We start from the raw sequence: 16,144 nt of genomic DNA on the forward strand, positions 1-16,144 counted from the left end.
TCTAAAAATTAAATCATGTCAAAAGAGGAATTAGTATGTGCGCCCCAAGGAGCTACTGCAGTTGAAACATGGGAAGCCGTAGAATATATCATACGGTCACTGGCACAAGGCCCGTTTCTCAATTCGCTAAATATTATCCATTACAACGGATTCCATATAAAAAGGAATTTAAGAAGTATTAAAATAAAAGAATATTGTCCGGAACAGGTTGAAATTATTCTGCGGGGTAAATGGTTGCAACGTGTAGGCTTTGAACCGGGAGGAAAGATATGGGTGCTTCCGTTTTCTGATGCGCTGATCATTATTCCGCAAGGGCCGAAGAAGAAGTAAGAAGCTCGCGAAATTCCTGCTTCTTACTTCCTACTTCACATACCTATATTCAAATTAGTTTTACAAATCACATACGCTTATTGTGGATCACTGACCAACACTACCTCCTATAATACGGCATATTCGCATCCTGGAATTTCTTTTGCGCATCTTCCCAGGTATTCATAACCTGGTTGCGTTCCTTGTTTATCGCATTGTTGGTTTTATTGAAAGCATCTATTGACTCGTTATAATCTTTAACGGCTTTGTTGTAGGCATCTATATCGGCCTGAGTGCGGCTGCTGGCCGGTTTTGTTTCAAAGTTCTTTTTTGCTTTATTGAAATTCTCTTCCTTCAAATAAAAATCAGTGAGCTTGGGCACATCGGTCTCGGCCATCTTTTTATAATACTTTAATACATCGCGGCAGGCATTGGCCAGTGAGGGATCATTGTTAAAGCTTTTCAGGGTATCTACTCCTTTTAATCCTTCGTTGGCATAGCGCAATAAAGCATTGCGTGCCTGCTCTACATCATTCACCTTTTTATTGTTCATGGCAGTTGTCATTTCTTTATCCTGCCAGTTGCATTTGAAGAAAATAAGGAATAACGCATTGGAATAATCATTCAGTTTACCTGCTACGTCCAGCTTTGAGCCCAGGGCGCTTTGGGTATCATCGATCTTTACATTGTACTTCGCGGCAAATTCCTTCGATGTATTTTGCAGTTTTGTCGATGCTTCGGTTAGTTTTTCTGTTACTTTTTCCTGCAATAATAAATAGGCCGACATGCCATCAAATGATTGCTCGGCCAGTTCTTCCATGTCAACGATCTTTTTATAATCTTCATTGAAAACGCGATAACAAAGCGTGATGTAATCTATGCTTCCCTGGCGCAGGGTATTATCACCTTTATATTTTGGCAGATCGGTCGTTTTGTATTTACTCTGGTTAATGCTTTCCAATACTTCCTGACGCAGCTTTTCTACCTTACGCGCCCGGCGGCCATGCGCAGCAGCACTCAGGTATTGCATATACTTGGCATCCATTTCGGTGCGGGCATTGTAAACGGCAGTCATATATTCACCGGGATTTTCAATGGCCTGTCCGTTCGTTGATAAGGCGAAACTTAAACATGAAAACAGCAGGATAACAAGGTTGCATTTCTTTAATTCCATAGCATAGTGTTTTGGCTGATATTAAGGGCTTTTGGTTATTGTTTCATAGCGGCCATCAATTGATAGGCGACTTTTACATACGCATCATTTAACAGGTCTGTTTTCCATTCCTCATTTAATTCGCCATCGTGTTCGCGTTGTTTTTGATTTGTTGCCGGTTTAATCACTTTAAAAATGGCATTCTCCGTTTCCGGCTCTTTTAATGATGCTTCCACCTGATCTTTCCTCCTCTTTTCCAACCAGGCATCTTCTATATATAGGGAATAATCTTTTTTTGCAACAGCAGCTTTTGCATGCTCAACGAATTGCTGCACATATTTGAAATAAGCCGATGACGCCATTTCTTTTTTCGCCACAGCATCAGCTGCAGCCACCGGCAACGGGGGTAATGGTTTGTAATACTTGTTGGCGTCAATAGTAGATGCCGGCAGCACATTTTTTTCATTTGCTTCCCTTTCGGGTGTTGCATCGGTAAGGTCGGGCAACAGCACATCGGGTTGCACGCCATGCGCCTGGGCCGTTGTTCCATTTATGCGGAACAGTTTTGAAGTAGTGAGTTTTATATAACTGGAGGTAGCCGCCTTTCCATTATAGTTTTCCAGGTTAATAGTTGTATCAATGGGCAAAACTACCTGCGCCGTGGCTTTTCCATAAGTAGGCGAGCCCACGATCAACGCGCGGTTATAATCCTGCATAACTCCTGCCACCATTTCCGAAGCAGATGCACTGAACCCGTTCACCAGTAACAGCAAGGGCCCATCGTAAATAGTGCCGCGCACTACATCTTTCAGGGTAATAGCCTTGGGGTCGCGGGTCTTTACCTGCCCAACCGGACCGGCATCAATAAAAATCCCGGCCAGCTCAATGGCTTCCTGCATGGAACCACCGCCATTATACCGCAGGTCGAGCATCAGCCCTTCAATATTTTCCTTCTTCAGTTTAATGATCTCTTTGGCTACATCATTGGCGCAACCATTTATACCCAGCGTGCCTTCCCAATCTGAATAGAATGCAGGCAGGGAAATATAACCCACCTTGCGGTCGCCCTGCAGAATAAAGCTTTTCACTTTATCTTCTTCCTCTTCTTCCTGCTCTTTTTCCAACCGCTCTTTATGCAAAGCCACCTGGCGCAAAGTACCATCTGCTTTTTTCACGGTTATATTAACAGTATTACCACCGTTTGCTGCCAGTGCCTGCTCAATTTCACTTACTTCGGCATCCGATACGTCAATCGGCTCTTTCTTCTCCCATTGTATGGATTGTATTTTATCGCCTTTATTCAGTCGTCCGCTTTGATAAGCCGAACTGCCGGGCTTCAGGTAATCGATCTGCGCATGGCCGTCTTCGTCTTTACTGAAAGTTACCCCGTACTCGAGTGGTTTTTTACCGAGATTGCTTTCGAAATCTTCTTTTGCATCGGCTGAAAAATAGGCAGTGTGCGGGTCATAGGTTGTGGCCAGCGCCTCACAATACATATTGCCAATAATAAACTCAAGGCCTTGCGGACTTTGCAATATCCGCTTTACCGATCGCTTAATGGTTATATTGGCTTTTTTGCGTAACGAAGGTTCAATGCTGTCGACAAATTTTTTTACAGGCAGTTTGTTGGGGTTGATGGCATCAGCATATTGCATTACGCCGGCCAGCACATACAGTTTTAGCAACTTGTACATTTTAACATGCATAGCCGCTATATCCCTGGGATAAATAGTATCTTCTGCCACTGTATATCTTTCCTTCAGCGCGAAATTGAAGGGGGTTTTGCAGATGTTATCGAGCATGGTATCTGCCTGTTGCAACCGCTGTTTATAGGTTGTAACCAGTAACTGCAGGAAGTTTGATTTCCGTTGTTTTATTTCATCATCGAGCTGCAGGCGATAGGCGGTAAGTTTTTTCATATCGTCCTGCGTAAAGAAAATGCGCTGATCGTCGAGCGACGACATTAATTCGCGGAAGATGGCCTCTGATCTTTCATCGTCTAAGGGCCGGGGTTGAATATGGAATTTCTCTACCATCCGGCTCACGAGGTAGGCATCGGTCACGGGCTTTTGTAGCGATTGTGCATCAAGGACATTACAGCCTACTACTACAAGGATCAGAAAAAGAAATATGCGCATATTACTTCCAAGGTTATTATTTTCAGCAGGGCCAATAAAGATACTAATTCACCCCGAAAACCGAAAGCCGCCCAATTCCTTAATATCTGATTGTTAATCCCCCACCAACACCCCTGAAACTAATAATTTATCAACCTCTCCACCGTTTCCCCCAACCTCGCCTTCGCCAGGAAATTATTTTCCAGCTCCAGATTGAAGGGAACTGGCGTATCGAGCGAGGCACAGCGCAATACCGGCGCATCGAGCGATTGAAAACAATGCTCGCCGATCCAGGCGGCAACCTCCCCGCCAATTCCACCGGTGAGCGTATCCTCGTGTAATACGAGTACCCGCCCGGTTCTGCCAACGGCTTCCCTGATGGCCTCGTAATCGAGCGGCAATAGGGTGCGCAGGTCAAGAATATCTATTGAGATCTCGGGATGTTCCGACGCATACTCTTCTGCCCAAATTACCCCCAACCCATAGGTTATAATGGTCATGTCCTCACCCGAACGCACATGCCGTGCTTTGCCGATCTCGGTTTCATAATACGCATCGGGCACATCGCCGCTAACGCTTCGGTACAACATCTTGTGCTCGAAGAACAGGACCGGATTGGGATCATTGATGGCCGCTATCAACAGCCCCTTGGCATCGGCAGGCGTTGATGGATAAACGACTTTCAACCCCGGCACATGCACAAACCAGGCTTCATTGCTTTGCGAATGGAATGGCCCTGCCCCTACCCCCGCCCCACACGGCATGCGAATGACCACATTGGCCGGTTGCCCCCAACGGTAATGCATCTTTGCCAGGTTGTTCACGATCTGGGTAAAACCCATGGTCACAAAATCGGCAAACTGCATTTCAATCATGCTTCTGTACCCCTTGATGCTTAACCCCAGCGAGGCGCCAATAATAGCGCTTTCGCACAGCGGCGTGTTGCGCACCCGCTCTTTTCCAAACTCATCTACAAAACCTTCGGTGATCTTAAATACGCCGCCATATTCTGCAATATCCTGTCCCATTAAAATGAGGTCGGCATGCCGGTGCATGCTTTGTTTCAACCCGTCTTTTATGGCATCAATAAAGCGATGGTGCGAAACAGTATCTGCCGGGTGCTGTATATAAATTGTATTTGGTGCGGGTTCTGCACCATACGCGTTTGAACTTTGCACTCCGGCACCTTCATTCTTCTTCACCGCGTATACCTCCTGCAGCTCTTTATGACTATCCACCACCATTGGCTTTGCATTAAACCCAATGGAGCACTCTACGTCAATGTATTCTTTCAGGTCCTGGTGAATGGCATCCATCACCTCCCTGGTAAGAACATGTTTCGATAGCAGGAACTCTTCAAATTTTTTGATGGGGTCTTTCATTTCCCACACTTCAAACAAATAAGGCGGCACATACTTGGTACCGCTGGCCTCTTCATGGCCGCGCATGCGGAAAGTGGCGCATTCAATGAGGTAGGGCCGCTGGAATTCGGCACAATATTGCTTTACGCCCTTGATGGTATCATAAACACCGAGAATATTATTGCCATCTATTTTCACCCCGTCAATGCCGTAGCCGCGGGCCTTTTCAACCAGCGCTTCGCAACGGTACTGCTCATGCACAGGCGTGCTGAGCGCATAGCCATTGTTCTCAATTACAAATATCACCGGCAGGTCCCACACAGCAGCCACATTCACGGCTTCGTGAAAATCGCCTTCACTGGTGCCGCCCTCGCCGGTGAACACCACCACTACTTTATTTTCTTTTTTGAGTTTATGCGCCAGGGCTATACCATCTGCAATGCCTAGCTGCGGCCCCAGATGCGAGATCATGCCACAAATATGATGCTGCGCATGGCCAAAATGAAAGCTGCGCTCGCGCCCTTTGCTGTATCCGCTCTGGTTGCCCTGCCATTGCATCAGTAATTTGTGCAGCGGCATATGACGGGTGGTAAAAACGCCCAGATTGCGGTGCAGGGGTAAGATCCACTCATCTTCGTCCAGCGCCAGGGTAACACCCACTGAAATGGCTTCCTGGCCAATTCCGCTAAACCATTTTGATATCTTTCCCTGCCGTAACAACACCAGCATTTTTTCTTCGATCATCCGGGGCAATAACAGGCTCTTGTAAAAATGAACCAGTTGGTCGTGGGTCAAATCTTTACTGTCGAAGTGCATAAAAAATGGTATAAAAAAAGTATACCATGAAGTTAGGGTAAATAGAACTTCAACCGCGGCTGGCGGCTATTCTTTTTCCTCGGTTTTTTCTTTATATAATATCGAAGTAACTACCGACAGCAGCAGGCTGAACAACAGCGCCCACCAGAAACCGTCGACCCAAAAATCCTTTATAAGACTATCGGCCAGCAAAATGATCAGGGCATTGATCACAAATAAAAACAGCCCTAATGTAACCACGGTAATGGGGAGGGTGATAAAGATGAGAATGGGTTTTACAATGGCATTCAAAATGGCCAGTACAATGGCTAAAACGATCGCCGAGGTGAACGTATTGAAATGTACCCCGCTTAAAATATACGATAACCCAAATGCAACAATGGAGGTGACAATAATACGCATGATAAAATTCATAACGATAGTGGTTTAGTTGTCAATGACGTTTAATTTAACCGCGTTTCAACTTCGCTCAACACGTTGTGAACCCACCCTTCGACTTCGCTCAGGGTCCCATTGATTAATTAAATAAGTCGGTTGAAACCGGAAAAAGTAACAAGCCCGCCTCTGGGAACAGACGGGCTTGTTATATATTCATTTACTAAATTACCACTAATTCATAAAACTCCTCTGGCGCCAGGTACTTGTTCGCCAGCTCATGCAGCTCTTTGGCGGTTATGGTTTTAATGATCTGCACACCACGCTCAAAATAGTCATCATCCACATTGTTCAGGATCATATTTTTCCAGCGGCCGATCACCTGAAAGGGTCCATCCAGGTCGCCCAGAATGGTGCCGATCATCGAATTGCGTGTCATCATCAGTTCCTCGTCGTCAATCTCCTCATCGCGCAGCTGCTGCAATTCGATATATATTTCCTTCACCGTTTCAGCCGTTACATCGCGGCCGGCTTCGGTGCTCACCATCCAGCCGCTTTCGCTTGTGAAATTCATCAGGTAACTATAAATACCGTACGTATAGCCTTTGTCTTCCCTGATATTGCCCATAAGGCGCGAACCGAAAAAACCACCCAGCACATTGTTCAATACCAGCACTTTCTGAAAATCGGGGTGTTTGCGATTGGGGAAGGGCCGCGCAATACGAATGGCGCTTTGCACCCCGTCGGGATCATTCACTATATAATGCTTTTTCTCAGCCGCTGGCTGCAGAGGATGTTGAATGGTTTCTGCCACCAGCGAACGGGGCTTTAAGGGCAGTTTACCGAAATTCTTTTCAAGCGATTCAATAAGATCTTTCGGTAATTTGCCCGCCACAAAGATCACGCAACGGCCTTCTTTGTAATAATCGTTATAAAACGAAACCACATCTTCCCGCGTCACTGCCGCATAATCGCCCAGGTTCAGGTATTTTCCGTACGGGTGATTATCGCCAAACAGGTAGGCATCGATGAGCCGGCCGGCAACAAATTCGCTTTTCTGCAAATTCACCTTTAACCGCTGCTGTGCATTTTGTGCATAAATGTTCAGCTCTTCCTGCGGAAAAACAGAATCCTGCACCAGTTCTGCCACCACCGGCAACAACTCATTAATGTGTTTGCTTAAGGTGTGCAGCGTTATTTCAGACGTTTCGTTATAACAGGCGCGGTTAAGGTAAGAGCCGTAAAACTCAAAATGCTCGTTTATGTCAAAAGCGCTGCGTTTGCTGGTGCCGTTCTTCAGCAGGAAATTGGTAGCGGCGGCAACGGCCTTTTTATTCTCGAACCAGTTACCGGCAGCAAATACCCAGTTTACCATTAAGGTATCTTCGGTGCCCATATCAACCGCAAACACTTCAATGCCGTTGGTGAGTATATATTTTTTATAAGCCGGCAGTTTTATATCAAATGCAACCGGGTCTATAATTGGAGGCGCAATAGTTCTGTTAAGCATATCTTCTTTTTAATCGTCTTTTTTTCTTCAATTAATTCTCACTATAATATCTGAGTGTAGAGCAATTATTCGGGTTGAATATTTTCTGGCTGTACCTCAAAATATCGTCGCCGGTTACGGAGAAATACTTGTCGCGGTCAGCATTGAACAGCGCCGCATCGCCCAGCAGTTCATAAAATGCCAGGTTATTGGCGCGCGTAAGTACGCTCATATCTTCAAAAGCAAGCGTGGCTTCGGTCTTGTTCTTTATTTTGGTAAGCTCTTTTTCGCTGATGCCATCCTGTTTCAGCTTTTCAATTTCTTCATTGATGGCTTTTTCGGCGTCTTCCATTTTTACACCTTTTACCAGCTTGCCTTCTACTGCCAGCAGGCCTTTTTCGACCGTTCCAAAATGATAGCATTCTATCTGGCTGAACAATTTCTTTTCTTTTACCAGTTTTTGATAAAGTCGGGAAGAACCGCCGCCGCCCAGCACTTCGGTAATGAGGTCGGCCACATAATATCCATGATCGAGGCGGTTATCCATATGCCATACTTTGTAAATGGCATCGAGCGGCACGTTGGCCTTTACCTCCATTTCGCGGGCTTCTGCCTGTGCCGGCTCATCGGGGATCTGGCGTTCATATTTTGCACCTGCAGGTATATCGCCAAACCATTTTTCGGCCAACTGGCGAACCTGTTCTGTTTTTACTTTTCCGCCCACAACCAGAATGGCGTTCATGGGGCGGTAGTGTTTGGCAAAAAAGTTCTTTACATCCTGCAAACTGGCATTTTCAATATGCGATAGCTCTTTACCAATGGTCATCCAACGGTAGGGATGCTGTTTATAGGCCATTTCGCGCAACTTAAACCATACATCACCGTAGGGTTTGTTGATGTAGTGCTCCTTAAATTCTTCAATTACCACCTTGCGCTGCACTTCCAGGCTTTTTTCGCTGAAGGCCAGCGACAGCATGCGGTCACTTTCGAGCCAGAAGGCCGTTTCCAGGTTTTCGGCTGGCAATGAAATATAATAGTTTGTTACATCATTGCTGGTATAGGCATTGTTTTCGCCACCAGCCATCTGAAGCGGTGTTTCAAAATCTTCAATATTGCGCGAACCGCCAAACATCAGGTGCTCGAAGAGGTGAGCAAACCCGGTTTTATTGGGATCTTCATCTTTGGCGCCCACATCGTACATCACATTTAATACTGCCATGGGCGTTGAATGATCTTCATGTACTATAACCCGTAATCCATTCGATAGCGTGAATTTTTCAAATTGTATCATATTGCCGTAATTACTTTTAAATGAGCCGCAATTTTTTGCTGCATGCGGCCAGTGACCTGTCAGGTTCCGATCCTGAGCGGGCTTGCCCTGAGCGAAGCCGAAGGACCGAAGGACTACAAATTAACGACAAGTTGAGGTATTTGGTTGAAAAGGGTTTATAAAAGACCCTTTAACGTCCGGTGAGAATGTTTTTTACTTTCATGGTAAGTACAATTGGACCTTCTTTACGCAATACCAGTATTTTCAGCCTTTCACCCGGGGTTTGCATCAGGTTTTTATAGGTTTGAATGTTATTACTGAAATTGTTCGCCACCGCCATGATCACATCGCCCGCCTTGAAACCGGCCTGTTCGGCAGGCGATTCGGGCATTATATCTACCACCTGTATTTCCCCATCTACCACATACATGCCCAGGCCGGTATACGAATAGTCAAATTGTTCTTTATAATGCGAATTGGGTATCATGTAAATGTCCCTTCGCTCGTAATTGATGATGAGGTTGAAGCGGCGAAACAGGTCGTTCCCGATCAGTCCGGCCAGGGCCGGGTATTGGGTAACATTATATTCATCGTCAAAAATATAGGTAGGCACGTTCCTGAACCGGAAAGGCCCCACCTGCAATTGCTTTACAACTCCCTGTTTCATAGGCGCTTTTCCGCCCAGCCCCTCCGCCTGGGTAGCATACCATTTGCGTTTGGGCTTTATGAAATTGCTATCGCTTACGAAATCGGCCGATAACAGCAGGCACATGCCGGCGCCGGTATCGAAATAAAAGCGGGACGACAGGGGCCGGTTATCGCGGATGTTGGCCGTTAAAATGGGAATAGTTTGTATCTGGGGTTTCAACAGATAGCCGCCTCGGGGGTATTTTATAGTGCCTTTTGTATATACTGAGATCTTCAGGCTGTCGTAGTCGATCCCCACAATATAGCGCGATAAAAAGCTTAACCCGATGATGCCATCGATCTTTTCGCCATAAGCGCTGGTCAAAACATCATAATCATTAATATGAAAATCCAGGTTCTCAACCGACAGATCGGGCAGGTGCAGGGTTTGTTTGTAGGCAAAGTACACCCGCCGCACCCCGGCTATGCCCCTGATGGTGCGGTCGCTTAACTGAGGTTGCAGTTTTAAATAGTCGGCCGTACTGGAGTCGAGCGAAATACCGCCGCTGCCGGTATCGAGAACGAAATTGAGGGTGTCGGGAAAATTGCTGAGGCGTGCTTTTACGGTAATAATGCCACCGGTAAGGAGTTTGAAGGGGAAACGGGCAATAAGCTTTGCCGGCGGAGGAATAAATTCTTCCTGCGCCTGTACAAAGGATACAGAAAACAACAACAGCAGCATGGGTATGGTTAGCAATCGCATGGGAGCAGGTTTAATAAAAATAGCTCTATCCCCGGTCCGGTTTGCCAGCTGGCCAAAAAATCGACTCCCGTAAAAGGCTGAATTTTTATATCCGGATCTTCGGGTTTCCTGGCTATACTGGTTTTCGGACTGCATTACGATCAATTTGAATGCAGTAAGTAAGATAAAATTTTTATCTGAAATTGGTAAACCATTGGTATAAAAACACATAAACTGCCTGTAATACTTCCCCAACTGCAGCAATCTGATTACGAAATGCGCATACTAAAACCATTTATACGGTATGTTCTGAACCGTTCGTTTAGTACTTTTGTTGCTACAATAAATTTTTATGCATCTGGACGAGCTCTACGCGAAAGCCCTGAATTTTGACATGCTGACCATTGAGGAAGGAATGCTCCTTTTTGAACAGGCCCCATTAACCGAACTGATGTTTGTAGCCAATGAGTTGCGTAAAAAGCAGGTTCCCCATGGAAAGGTCACCTGGCAAATTGACCGCAACGTTAATACTACCAACGTTTGCATCGCCAACTGTAAATTCTGCAATTTCTTTCGCATACCCGGCCATAAGGATGCCTATATTACAGATATCGCTACCTATAAAAAGAAAATTGATGAAACCATCCGCTGGGGTGGCGATCAGTTATTGTTGCAGGGTGGCCACCACCCCGAGCTGGGTTTACAGTTCTATGTCGACCTGTTTAAACAATTAAAACAACTGTTCCCCACCATTAAGCTGCATACCCTGGGGCCCCCGGAAGTGGCACATATCACAAAACTCGAAAAATCGACCCACCGCGAGGTGCTTACCGCGCTGAAAGAAGCCGGTATGGACAGCCTGCCCGGCGCCGGCGCAGAGATCCTGGTCGACAGGGTGCGCCGCCTTATTTCCAAAGGAAAATGCGGTTCACAGGAGTGGCTCGATATCATGCACGAAGCGCATAAACTGAACATAACCACCTCGGGCACCATGATGTTCGGGCATGTGGAAACGCTGCGCGAAAGGTTCGAGCACCTGGTGAAGATCAGGGAAGTACAGTCAAGAAAACCGGCCGAAGCCAAGGGTTTCCTCGCCTTCATTCCCTGGACGTTCCAGGATGTGGATACCTTGCTTACCAGGATCCGCGGCGTGCATAACCTCACCACGCCCGATGAATATATTCGCATGATCGCCATCAGCCGCATCATGCTGCCCAATGTGAAGAACATACAGGCATCGTGGCTCACGGTGGGCAAACAAACCGCCCAGATTTGCCTGCATTCGGGCGCCAATGATTTTGGCAGCATCATGCTCGAGGAAAACGTGGTAAGCGCCGCCGGCGCCCCTCACCGGTTTACTTACAAAAGCATTCAACAGGCAATAAAAGAGGCTGGGTTTGAACCGCAATTACGCAACCAACAATACGAATGGCGTCAGATGCCGGCGGCAATTGAAGAACAAGTGATTGATTATTAGGCGAATGGTGAGTGGTCAATGGTGAATAGATCCCCCGAATTGGGCGTTCATTCACTATTGCCAGCTGCGCCAGGGTCATTATGCTTTAGCACGGCAGCAGGCCCAATGTATCAAAGCTCAACTGCCTTGCGCAAGTCAGCTATAGCAGGCAGTCTATTGACCATTCACCATTGACCGTTGCCCCCAATCCTGCACCCACCTTATTCCCTTACCGGTGCCCTGCCATTTCTGTTTAGCAATTGTATGACGATCGTCAATTAATTAATGATTACCCTTATTTATGGTAAAAAACAGGAGTTGATATTCAATACAATCCTTATTTATCAGTTATATATTTGGGTAGGTATAGTATCCTTTAAAAATCAATGAAGAGTCCCTTTCGTAAACTGGTAAGAATTGCTGTAGTGCTGCTTGCTGCCGTGCTTTTACTCAATTTCTTCGGTTATTACATGATTCATCTGTCGAGCAAACAGAATGAAAAAATGGTAAAACTGGTGAGTATCAGCGGGCAACAACAAACACTCGGCCAGCTTATTACGAAGGATGTTATGCTGCTAACCAAGGGCAGCCTGCCCGAGCCTGAGAAACTGTTGATCAGGGAACAATTGCACGGCGCCACCGACAGCTTCATTACCGGCAACCAGCTCCTGCGCGATAAAATAAAGATCGTAAAAGACGAACCGGTTACTACCGACCTGCTCGAAATTACCCGCGACCTCACCAATGCACAAACCCATTTTAAAGGAATTGTTGCCGTAGCACAGGAAGTATACCTGGCCGATAGCCAGTTACTGGCCATCAACGGCGCCCTGTACAAACAACAGATCTTATACAGCGAAAGAAAGTTCTTTCCATTGATGAATGGGGTGGTACAACGCTACACCGAAGTGGTAACTGATAGAATTGAAGAATCTTCCACCATCAATACCAGTAAATTCATTTCACTGATCGTTGCCCTCATTTGTCTTATTTTCCTGGTAATTGATCCGTTGCTGCGCAGCAATAAAAAGAATTATGAAGAACTGCAAACGGCCCGCAATGCCCTGCTGCGCGAAAAGCAATACCTGTCATCTATCCTCAATTCCCAAACAAACTATGTAATCCGTATAGACCGCAACGGCAATTACACCTACGCCAACCCGCAGTTTTTAAAAACTTTCGGGTACAACGAAAAAGATCTGTTTGGTATTCCCTTTTATACAACCATTCATCCCAAATACCTGCACCGCTGCGAGGAAGTGGCCAATCAATGCTGGTTAAACCCGGGCACTGTATATAAACTGCTGATCAGAAAAACGATCAAAAACACCGGCGATTTCCAGTGGACCGATTGGGAATTCATTGCCCTGCAAAATGAAGACGGCCTTTCTGAAATTCAGGGCATTGGCGTAAACGTAACAGAAAAAGTAATTGCCGAGCAGGCCCTGCAAAACAGCGAACAGAAATTCCGCCTGCTGGCCGAGCATGCCGAAGACATTATTTCGGTTAGCAGCCCCGATGGTATTTTTCAATACGTATCGCCTTCCGTAGAAAAAGCGCTTGGTTATTTGCGCGAGGAAATGGAAGGCCGTTCCATCCTTGAATTTGTGCATCCCGAAGATGAGCAGGCGTTCAAACTGCATAAGAACCATACTGTCATCAGCCGCATCGATAATCTCACTCTTCGTTACCGCATCAGAACAAAACGAAATGAATACATCTGGCTCGAAAGCATTCTGAAACCGGTGAAGGAAAACAACCAGGTGGTAAAGATCATTACCACCTCGCGTAATATTACCGAACAAAAGAAAGCCGAGGTAGAACGAGAACAGCTGCTCGCCGAAGTAAAACAATCGGAAGAACTGCTGCGCACCATCATTAACAGTACCCCCGACTGGATCTTTATAAAAGACCCCGGCCACCGGTTCCTGCTTATAAACCAGGCCTGCGCCGATTCATTGCGCAGAACACCCAAGGAAATCATTGGTAAAGACGATCTGGAAGTTGGCTTCCCGGCCGAATACGTTACCGGCGATCCTACACGCGGTATTCGCGGCTTTTGGGCCGATGACGATGAAGTAGTGAAAACGGGTAAGATCATGTACATACCCGAAGAACCGAATTATGCCAATGGCCAGCAGAATACCATGAGTACGGTAAAAGTACCGCTCAAGGATGCAGATGGCAGTGTATGGGGCGTATTGGGTTTTGTACATAACATTACACCGCTGAAAAAAGTAGAAGAAAACCTGCGGCGGAAAGACCAGTTACTGCAGGCAGTAGCCGAAGCAACCCATTTGCTTATCAGTAATAACAACCTCGACCAGGCCATTGGCGAAGCCATTCAGCTGCTGGGCATGAAAATGCAGGTCGACAACCTCAATGTGTACAAAAATGAATACGTGCTGGCCGAAGATAAATGGTATACCAGCAGGCTCTGGCAATGGGAAAGTGCAACCGATGAACTCACTTATCGCACCCCCGATTTTCAGAACCGGGTAGTGGATGTTAGGTCCCCGCTTTTTCAAACCCTTATAAAAGAAGAGATCTTCTGCAGCCACGTAAGGAATATACACGACAAAGAACTACGGGCATATTATGATGAACGGGGCGTTAAAACCGCCGCGGTGCTGCCCGTGTTCACCATGCATTACTTCTGGGGTTTTGTTGCCTTCAGCGACAACACCCAGGAGCGCGACTGGACCATCACCGAGTTCAGCATTCTGCAATCATTTGCCGCCACCCTTGCCGCCGCCATTGAGCGTAAACAAATGGAGCAGGAACTGGTGCAGGCAAAAGATATGGCCGAATCGGCCAACCAGGCCAAAAGTGAGTTTATGGCCAACATGAGCCATGAATTGCGTACACCCATGAATGGTATCATCGGTTTTACCGACCTGGTGCTTACCACTTCATTGCAACATTCGCAGCGCGATTACCTCGAAAATGTAAAGAAATCGGCCTACGGCCTGCTCGATATTATCAACGATATTCTCGACTTTTCAAAACTGGAAGCAGGCAAACTGCAGATCGACAATACGGCTTTCAGAATTGATGAGCTGGTTGAAGAAACGATTGATATGTTAACAGTGAAGGCGTTTGAGAAAAAGCTTGAAATGGTTTGTCATATTGACCCGCTGTTGCCTTCCCGCGTAAGCGGCGACCCCGTTCGCATACGCCAGATCTTTGTGAACCTGCTGGGCAACGCCATTAAATTCACCCAGAAGGGCGAGATCTTTGTATCGCTGAAAAAGGCTGGTAACATGTACACGAAAGAAGGCAAAAAGTGTATTGATATCGACTTATCGGTGCGGGATACGGGTATTGGCATTCCCAAGGAAAAACTGTTGAAGATATTCGACAGTTTTACGCAGGCCGATTCCTCAACAACGCGTAAATATGGTGGAACCGGTTTAGGGCTCACCATTTCAAAAAGCCTCGCCGAGTTAATGGATGGCAACTTAAATGTGGAAAGTGAAGCCGGCCGCGGCAGTACGTTTACGCTGCGCATACCGCTCGAGATCGTGAATAGCGAACCGCAAATAACAGGCGCTTATCGCCCGCCATTAAAAAAAGTGCTGGTCATCGACGACAATGCCAGTAACCGCTGGCTGATGCAGGAAATTTTCCGCTATTTCAGCATTCCCTGCGAAACGGCCAGTAGCGGACGCGAAGCATTAACAATATTACAACGCATTCAAAAGAAAGGCGAACCACTCGATCTTATACTCACCGATCACCATATGCCCGAAATGGATGGAATGAAACTGGTGCAGGAGATCAGGAAATCGGCAAAGGAATATACGCAACCGGTGATCATGATGCTTTCCTCGCTCGAGAAGAACATGTTCCAGCGGCAGGCAGAAAAACTGGGCATTCATAGTTTTCTGTCGAAGCCGGTAAAACTATATGAGCTGTATGCCATGCTTTCAGCGATGTTCACTACCGGGCAACAACAGCCGGAAAAGATCAGCCACATACCGGTCATTGAAAAAATTGCCGATGCGGCTACCATTATGGTAGTGGAAGATGAACCCATTAACATGTTGTTGATCACCGAAGTATTGGGCAAAATGGGATTTGCTGTCATCAAAGCCACCAATGGTAAACAGGCGCTTGAATTACTGCAGCAACAAGATCCCCAGCTGATATTTATGGATGTGAATATGCCCGAAATGGACGGCTTTACCACTACCCGCCTTATTCGCCAGTTGCCCGGGCCTTACAGCCTCATCCCCGTAATTGCACTTACCGCCGACGCCATGCAGGGCGACAAGGAAAAATGTATTGAGGCCGGCATGAACGACTATATTTCAAAACCCTTCAAGCTCGAAGAAATTGAATCGGTGCTGAAAAAGAGGATGTTATTGGTGTAACACGAATTTCCCTGCTAAATTTTAACATCTGCCCTGTAATTATCTTACAACTT

Annotated in this window: 10 protein-coding genes; 3 read left to right on the forward strand and 7 right to left on the reverse strand. The window is 46.4% G+C overall.

Annotation, left to right across the window (positions count from 1 at the left end; genetic code table 11):
- The first annotated feature begins 15 nt into the window (after positions 1-15).
- Entirely contained in the window at positions 16-330 is a 315-nt protein-coding gene (locus A3860_RS02135) for a hypothetical protein (protein ID WP_081144878.1), read from the forward strand.
- Positions 331-430: 100 nt separating this feature from the next.
- Here the strand turns inward: A3860_RS02135 and A3860_RS02140 are convergent, their stop codons facing one another.
- The 7 genes from A3860_RS02140 to A3860_RS02170 all read right to left on the reverse strand — a co-directional run bounded on the left by A3860_RS02140 (position 431) and on the right by A3860_RS02170 (position 10,280).
- Positions 431-1,483 carry an LIC11966 family surface protein gene (locus tag A3860_RS02140; protein WP_081144879.1) on the reverse strand — a complete coding sequence of 351 codons (1,053 nt, stop codon included), beginning with the start codon at positions 1,481-1,483 and terminating at the stop codon, positions 431-433.
- Positions 1,484-1,518: 35 nt separating this feature from the next.
- Entirely contained in the window at positions 1,519-3,600 is a 2,082-nt protein-coding gene (locus tag A3860_RS02145; RefSeq protein ID WP_081144880.1) for a S41 family peptidase, read from the reverse strand.
- A 119-nt stretch (positions 3,601-3,719) separates the two neighbouring features.
- On the reverse strand, positions 3,720-5,756 hold the full coding sequence (locus A3860_RS02150) for an alpha-ketoacid dehydrogenase subunit alpha/beta (RefSeq protein WP_081144881.1): 2,037 nt from the start codon (positions 5,754-5,756) through the stop codon (positions 3,720-3,722).
- A 66-nt stretch (positions 5,757-5,822) separates the two neighbouring features.
- Positions 5,823-6,170, reverse strand: coding sequence for a phage holin family protein (locus A3860_RS02155; protein ID WP_081144882.1), 348 nt, complete (start codon positions 6,168-6,170; stop codon positions 5,823-5,825).
- Between the two features lie 184 nt (positions 6,171-6,354).
- Positions 6,355-7,641 carry a M16 family metallopeptidase gene (locus tag A3860_RS02160; RefSeq protein ID WP_081144883.1) on the reverse strand — a complete coding sequence of 429 codons (1,287 nt, stop codon included), beginning with the start codon at positions 7,639-7,641 and terminating at the stop codon, positions 6,355-6,357.
- 31 nt (positions 7,642-7,672) lie between these two features.
- On the reverse strand, positions 7,673-8,911 hold the full coding sequence (locus A3860_RS02165; protein ID WP_081144884.1) for a M16 family metallopeptidase: 1,239 nt from the start codon (positions 8,909-8,911) through the stop codon (positions 7,673-7,675).
- A gap of 169 nt (positions 8,912-9,080) precedes the next feature.
- The gene (locus A3860_RS02170; RefSeq protein WP_081145154.1) at positions 9,081-10,280 is read right to left on the reverse strand and encodes an aspartyl protease family protein; all 1,200 of its coding nucleotides are present in this window, start codon (positions 10,278-10,280) and stop codon (positions 9,081-9,083) included.
- A gap of 331 nt (positions 10,281-10,611) precedes the next feature.
- Between A3860_RS02170 and mqnC the strand changes: the two genes are divergently transcribed.
- Both mqnC and A3860_RS02180 read left to right on the forward strand, forming a co-directional pair.
- The gene (mqnC, locus tag A3860_RS02175; protein ID WP_081144885.1) at positions 10,612-11,736 is read left to right on the forward strand and encodes a cyclic dehypoxanthinyl futalosine synthase; all 1,125 of its coding nucleotides are present in this window, start codon (positions 10,612-10,614) and stop codon (positions 11,734-11,736) included.
- A 365-nt stretch (positions 11,737-12,101) separates the two neighbouring features.
- A complete protein-coding gene (locus A3860_RS02180; RefSeq protein ID WP_081144886.1) occupies positions 12,102-16,091 on the forward strand; it encodes a response regulator in 3,990 nt (1,329 codons plus the stop codon).
- Positions 16,092-16,144: the final 53 nt, after the last annotated feature.

This window comes from Niastella vici (genome assembly GCF_002077945.1).
Taxonomy (GTDB): Bacteria; Bacteroidota; Bacteroidia; order Chitinophagales; family Chitinophagaceae; genus Niastella; species Niastella vici.

Excerpts from the sequence above, each read along its gene's own strand:
- A3860_RS02150 (WP_081144881.1), bottom strand. The coding sequence starts at position 5,756 with ATGCACTTCGACAGTAAAGATTTGACCCACGACCAACTGGTTCATTTT.
- A3860_RS02165 (WP_081144884.1), bottom strand. The coding sequence starts at position 8,911 with ATGATACAATTTGAAAAATTCACGCTATCGAATGGATTACGGGTTATA.
- A3860_RS02170 (WP_081145154.1), bottom strand. The coding sequence starts at position 10,280 with ATGCGATTGCTAACCATACCCATGCTGCTGTTGTTGTTTTCTGTATCC.
- A3860_RS02180 (WP_081144886.1), top strand. The coding sequence starts at position 12,102 with ATGAAGAGTCCCTTTCGTAAACTGGTAAGAATTGCTGTAGTGCTGCTT.
- A3860_RS02145 (WP_081144880.1), bottom strand. The coding sequence starts at position 3,600 with ATGCGCATATTTCTTTTTCTGATCCTTGTAGTAGTAGGCTGTAATGTC.
- A3860_RS02160 (WP_081144883.1), bottom strand. The coding sequence starts at position 7,641 with ATGCTTAACAGAACTATTGCGCCTCCAATTATAGACCCGGTTGCATTT.
- mqnC (WP_081144885.1), top strand. The coding sequence starts at position 10,612 with ATGCATCTGGACGAGCTCTACGCGAAAGCCCTGAATTTTGACATGCTG.
- A3860_RS02140 (WP_081144879.1), bottom strand. The coding sequence starts at position 1,483 with ATGGAATTAAAGAAATGCAACCTTGTTATCCTGCTGTTTTCATGTTTA.
- A3860_RS02135 (WP_081144878.1), top strand. The coding sequence starts at position 16 with ATGTCAAAAGAGGAATTAGTATGTGCGCCCCAAGGAGCTACTGCAGTT.
- A3860_RS02155 (WP_081144882.1), bottom strand. The coding sequence starts at position 6,170 with ATGAATTTTATCATGCGTATTATTGTCACCTCCATTGTTGCATTTGGG.